The following is a 5,611-nucleotide window of genomic DNA, read 5'->3' as shown; positions in this document are numbered from 1 at the left end:
CTGCCGGTGGTCAAGGACTTCATCAGCCGCGCCAAGGAACAGGCGACCGGCGAAGAGGTCATCCGTTCGGTCAAGCCGGCCGATCAGGTGGTCAAGATCGTCTATGACGGTCTGGTCGAGATGCTGGGCGGCGAAGAGCCGACCCCGATCAACATCAATGCGACCCCGCCCGCCGTGATCCTGATGGCCGGCCTGCAGGGCTCGGGCAAGACCACGACCTCGGCCAAGCTGGCCCTGCGTCTGACCAAGTTCGACAAGAAGAAGGTCATGATGGCCTCGCTGGACACGCGTCGTCCGGCGGCCATGGAGCAACTGGCGACCCTGGGTCAGCAGATCGAGGTCGCGACCCTGCCCATCGTGGCGGGCCAGTCGGCGGTCGAGATCGCCAAGCGCGCGCTGCAATCCGCCAAGCTCCAGGGCTTCGACGTCCTGATCCTCGACACCGCCGGCCGCATCACGCTGGACGAGGCCCTGATGGCCGAGGTGGCCGAGGTCGCCCGGGTCGCCAATCCGGTCGAGACCCTGCTGGTCGCCGACAGCCTGACGGGTCAGGACGCGGTGCGCACGGCCGCCGCCTTCCACGAGCGTCTGCCGCTGACCGGCCTGGTGCTGACCCGCGCCGACGGCGATGGCCGCGGCGGCGCCATGCTGTCGATGCGCGCCGTCACCGGCCTGCCGATCAAGTATCTGGGCGCCGGCGAAAAGGTCGACGCCCTCGACGTCTTCGACGCCCGCCGCGTCGCCGGCCGCATCCTGGGTCAGGGCGACATCGTCGCCCTGGTCGAAAAGGCCGCAGGCGAACTGGACCAGGCCAAGGCCGAGAAGATGGCCCGCAAGCTGGCCAAGGGTCAGTTCGATCTGGACGATCTGGCCGCCCAGCTGCAGCAGATGAAGAAGATGGGCGGGCTTCAGGGCATCATGGGCATGCTGCCCGGCGTGGCCAAGCTGAAGGCCCAGATGGCCGACAGCAACGTCAACGACAAGATGATCGCCCGTCAGGAAGCCATCATCAGCTCCATGACCAAGGCCGAGCGCAAGAAGCCCGACCTGCTGAACGCCAGTCGCAAGAAGCGCGTCGCCGCCGGCGCCGGCGTCGAGGTCCAGGACATCAACCGCCTGCTGAAACAGCACCGGCAGATGGCGGACATGGTCAAGTCCCTGTCCAAGGGCGGCGGCAAGAACCTGCAGAAGATGGCCGCCATGATGGGCGGTCTCGGCGGAGGCGGCGGCGGAATGCCCGGCCTCCCCGGAATGGGCGGTCCCGACATGGCCCGCCTCAAGGCCCTGGGCGGCGGCAAGATGGCCGAACCCAGCGCCGATGAAATGAAAGCCATTCAGGACCGCCTGGCGGGTCTGGGCGGCGGACAACTTCCGGGGGGCCTTCCGGGTCTTCCGGGCTTCCCGAAAAAGAACTGATTTCGATTTTCTAGAAAGAGACTGAAAATGCTGAAGATTCGTCTGGCCCGCGGCGGCGCCAAGAAGCGCCCCTACTACTACATCGTCGTGGCTGACTCGCACGCTCCGCGCGACGGCAAGTTCATCGAGCGCGTCGGCAGCTACAACCCGATGCTGCCCAAGGACAGCGCCCAACCGCGCGTCGTCCTGAAGGCCGACCGCATCTCGGAGTGGCTGGCCAAGGGCGCTCAGCCGACCGACCGCGTCGCCCGCTTCATCAGCCAGAGCCAGGACGAAGCCCTGGTCGGCAAGGTCGCCTGGACCCAGTCGAACAACCCGAACAAGGGCGCTCCGGGCAAGAAGGCCCAGGAACGCGCCGCCGAGCGCGCCCAGCGCGAAGCCGACCGTCTGGAAGCTGAAGCCGCCGCCAAGGTCGAGGCTGCCGAAGCCGCCGCCCGCGCCAAGGAAGAAGCCGCCGCCGCCGCCGAAGCCGCCAAGAACGCTCCGGCTGCTGAAGAAGCCCCGGTCGAAGCCGCTGCTGAAGAAGCTCCGGCCGCCGAAGAAAACGCCGAGGGCTAAACCCTTCGGCTTCCCGGTTCCGGCCGGGATGCGGAAATGGAAAGCAGCGTCCGATCCCGGGCGCTGCTTTTCTGCTATCTGGCGCTGACAATTACGAACGGAGCCTGCGATGAGCGGTGCTGAAAAACTGATCCTCGTCGGCCAGGTCGGCGGCGCCTTCGGCGTGAAGGGGGAAGTGCGCGTCACCGCCTTCACCGCCGACCCCATGGCCCTGATGACCTATCAGCCCCTGCTGAAGGCCGACGGCACCCCGGCCCTGACCCTGCTCTCGGCGCGGCCGGACAAGGCGGGCGTGGTGGCCAGGGTCAAGGAGATCACCGTCAAGGAACAGGCCGACGCCCTGCGCGGGCAAAAGCTGTTCGTGCCGCGCGACCGCCTGCCCGAACCCGAGGAAGACGAGTTCTACCTGACCGATCTGGTCGGTCTGGAAGCCCGCGACCTCGACGACGCCGTCGTCGGCACGGTCAAGTCGGTGCAGAATTTCGGCGCCTCGGACATGCTGGAGATCGCGCCCAAGGAAGGCGGTCCGACCTGGTATCTGCCCTTCACCCGCGAGGCGGCGCCGGACCTGCGCATCTCCGAGGGCTGGCTGCGCATCGTGCGCCCGACCGAGGTGGACGAGCGCGACGAGGTCTGATCGACCGCCACCGACGCGGTGGCTATTGCGACGGACGGTCCGACTTCCAACATGGGAGCTTCAACCTCGCTTTCGGAGCGCCTGATGGCCGACCTGTCCGCCTTCCCGATCACCCGCCAGTATCCGGCCCGGCATCCCGACCGGCTGCAGCTCTACTCCCTGCCGACGCCCAACGGCGTGAAGGTCTCCATCCTGCTGGAGGAACTGGGCCTGGCCTATGAGCCGCATCTGGTGGACATCGGCAAGAACGAGACATGGACGCCCGACTATCTGTCGCTGAACCCCAACGGCAAGATCCCGGCCATCATCGACCCCGACGGTCCGGGCGGCAAACCCCTGCCCCTGTTCGAATCCGGCGCCATCCTGGTCTATCTGGCCGAGAAGACCGGGCGTTTCCTTCCCGCCGATCCGGCGGCGCGCTACGAGACCCTGCAGTGGGTCTTCTTCCAGATGGCCTCGATCGGCCCGATGTTCGGCCAGCTCGGCTTCTTCCACAAGTTCGCCGGACGCGAGTTCGAGGACAAGCGCCCGCGCGACCGCTACGTCGCCGAGTCGCGGCGCCTGCTGGGGGTTCTGGAGGGGCGTCTGGAGGGCCGGGACTGGATCATGGGCGAGGACTACACCATCGCCGACATCGCCATCCTGGGCTGGGTGCGCAACCTGATCGGCTTCTATGAGGCCGGCGATCTGGTCGGTTTCGCCGACTTCCCGCGCGTCGCCGCCTGGCTGGAGCGGGGATTGGCGCGACCGGCGGTGCAGCGGGGTCTGAACATCCCGGCGCGGCCGTAGGAGAGGGGTGCGGGGGCGGGCGAAGGCGCCGGCCCCCCGCGGAACTCAGACTTCTTCGGTCGGGGCGTCGCCGACGTGCTTCTTGATCGACTCGATGGCGCGCTTGGCGCCCGACTTGTCGGAATAGCCCTCGGTCGAGAAGATAATCTCGGAATTGTATTTGAACCGGACGCGGAACTCGCCGGCCTTGTCCTGATAGACTTCGAACTTGTGCGCCATGATCGCCTCGCTCTGACGGCCGCCAGTCGGCCGGGCGTCAGGCTGTCACAGTCCCGCTGGGGACGGAAGCCCGCGAAATGTAAAACCGGGTCAGGCGGGCTCAGGCGCGCGGCCGGATCCAGCGCCGCGCGGCCAGGGCCAGGAAGCCGACCGCCAGGCCCCAGAAGGCCGAGCCGACCCCGAACAGGGACACGCCCGACGCGGTGGCGGCGAAGGTCAGCACCGCCGCCTCGCGATCCTCGGCCACGCTCATCATGCCGCTCAGCGAGCCCGTCAGCGGCGCGATCAGGGCCAGGCCGGTGATGACCGCCAGCGCCCCCGTCGGCATGGCGATGAACAGCCCCGCCAGCGGCGCCGCGAACAGGGCCACGACGAGGTAGTAGAGGCCGTAGAGGACGCCGACGGTCCAGCGCCGCTCCGGGTCGGGATGGGCCTCGGGTCCGGTGCAGAGGGCGGCGGTGATGGCGGCCAGATTGACGCCGTGGGCGCCGAAGGGGGCCAGCAGCGTGCTGGTCAGCCCGCCCCAGAAGATCAGCTTTCCAGCAGGCGGGGCGTAGCCGGCGGCCCTCAGCACCACCAGGCCGGGCAGGTTCTGCGACGCCAGCGTCACCAGATAGAGCGGCAGGGCCAGGCTGATCGCCGCCTTCCAGTCAAAGGCGGGCGTGACCGGCGACAACTGACCGAACAGGCCAGTTCCGGCGGGCAGGCCGACCTGGCCCCTCAGGGCCAGGACCGCGAAGGCCGCGACCAGAACCGCCGGCAGGGCCCAGGCGGCGGCGACCCGGCGCATGATTAGGAAGACCGCCATCAGACCCGCCGCCAGCCCCATGTCGGCGGGGAAGACGAGAAACAGCTTCACACAGAAGGGCAGCAGCACCCCCGCCAGCATGGCCGAGGCGACGGCGGCGGGGATGCGCTCGGCCAGCCGCCCCAGGGCCGGGACCAGCCCCGTCATCACCATCAGAAGCCCGGCGATGACGAAGGCGCCGACGGCGGTCGACCAGCCGAGGCCCAGGGTCGAGGCTGCCAGCAGGGCTGCGCCCGGCGTGGACCAGGCCAGGACCACCGGCATCTTCAGCCGCCAGCTCAGCACCGCCCCCGGCAGGCCGATGCCGAGGCAGAGCGCCGTGACCATGGAGATGATCTGGACGGGCGCGGCCCCCAGCGCCTGCCCCGCCTGCACCACCAGGGCCACCGTGCCGCCGAAACCGATGACGGTCGCCACGGCGGCGGCGGAGAAGCTGGCGGGCGGGGGAAGGCGCGACGAACTCATATGGCGAGGCTAGGCCGGGCGGCGGCGCCCTGAAAGCAAAAAGGGCCGCCGGTTCGCCCGGCGGCCCTTTGCATTTTCCGGCCCGGAGGGATCAGCCCTCCATGTCGTCCGGCAGGCCGACGGCGTGGAAGCCGGCGTCGACGTGGACGACTTCGCCCGTGGTCGAGCGGCCCAGGTCCGAGCACAGCCACAGGGCGGCGCCGGCGACGCCTTCCATCGAGGTCTCTTCCTTGATCAGCGAGAATTGGGCCGACTTGGAGTGCAGGCCGCGTCCGCCCGAGATGCCGGCCAGCGACAGGGTGCGCATGGCGCCCGCCGAGATGGCGTTGACGCGGATGTTCTTCGGACCCAGGTCGCGGGCGATATAGCGCGTCGCGGCCTCCAGGGCGGCCTTGGCCACGCCCATGGTGTTGTAGTTGGGGATGACCCGTTCCGAACCCAGATAGGTCAGGGTGATCATCGAGCCGCCGTTGGGCATCAGTTTCGCCGAACGCTTGGCCACATCGACAAAGCTGAAGGCCGAGATGTTCATGGCCAGCAGGAAGCTGTCGCGGGTGGTGTTGTCGACGAAGGAGCCCTTCAGCTCGTCCTTGTTGGCGAAGGCCACCGAGTGGACGACGAAGTCGATCGTGCCGAATTCCTTCTCCAGTTCCTCGAAGGCCTTGTCCATCGAGGCGTCGTCGGTGACGTCGGCCTGGATCAGCAGCTTGGCGCCGACG

General features: G+C 68.4%; 7 protein-coding genes. 4 read left to right on the top strand and 3 right to left on the bottom strand.

Annotation, left to right across the window (positions count from 1 at the left end):
- The 4 genes from ffh to VGE49_RS12025 all read left to right on the top strand — a co-directional run.
- On the top strand, positions 1-1,416 hold a 1,416-nt coding region (gene ffh / locus VGE49_RS12040), incomplete at its 5' end, for a signal recognition particle protein (RefSeq protein ID WP_331034784.1).
- 27 nt (positions 1,417-1,443) lie between these two features.
- Positions 1,444-1,974 carry a 30S ribosomal protein S16 gene (gene rpsP / locus VGE49_RS12035; protein ID WP_331034783.1) on the top strand — a complete coding sequence of 177 codons (531 nt, stop codon included), beginning with the start codon at positions 1,444-1,446 and terminating at the stop codon, positions 1,972-1,974.
- Positions 1,975-2,083: 109 nt separating this feature from the next.
- Complete coding sequence (gene rimM, locus VGE49_RS12030) at positions 2,084-2,611, top strand: ribosome maturation factor RimM (RefSeq protein WP_331034782.1); 528 nt, start codon at positions 2,084-2,086, stop codon at positions 2,609-2,611.
- An 84-nt stretch (positions 2,612-2,695) separates the two neighbouring features.
- Positions 2,696-3,400: a glutathione S-transferase N-terminal domain-containing protein gene (locus VGE49_RS12025; RefSeq protein ID WP_331034781.1), complete on the top strand. Its 705-nt coding sequence runs from the start codon at positions 2,696-2,698 to the stop codon at positions 3,398-3,400.
- Between the two features lie 45 nt (positions 3,401-3,445).
- Here VGE49_RS12025 and VGE49_RS12020 read toward each other — a convergent pair whose 3' ends face one another.
- The 3 genes from VGE49_RS12020 to VGE49_RS12010 form a co-directional block, all read right to left on the bottom strand.
- The gene (locus tag VGE49_RS12020) at positions 3,446-3,619 is read right to left on the bottom strand and encodes a YegP family protein (RefSeq protein WP_114817138.1); all 174 of its coding nucleotides are present in this window, start codon (positions 3,617-3,619) and stop codon (positions 3,446-3,448) included.
- A 100-nt stretch (positions 3,620-3,719) separates the two neighbouring features.
- Entirely contained in the window at positions 3,720-4,892 is a 1,173-nt protein-coding gene (locus tag VGE49_RS12015) for a benzoate/H(+) symporter BenE family transporter (RefSeq protein ID WP_331034780.1), read from the bottom strand.
- A 91-nt stretch (positions 4,893-4,983) separates the two neighbouring features.
- Positions 4,984-5,611: enoyl-ACP reductase FabI (locus tag VGE49_RS12010; protein WP_331034779.1), on the bottom strand; the 628-nt coding region annotated here is incomplete at its 5' end.

This window comes from Brevundimonas sp., assembly GCF_036405315.1.
GTDB lineage: Bacteria > Pseudomonadota > Alphaproteobacteria > Caulobacterales > Caulobacteraceae > Brevundimonas.
Note: the sequence above shows the minus strand (reverse complement) of the source record. Positions and strands in the feature narration are given on the sequence as shown.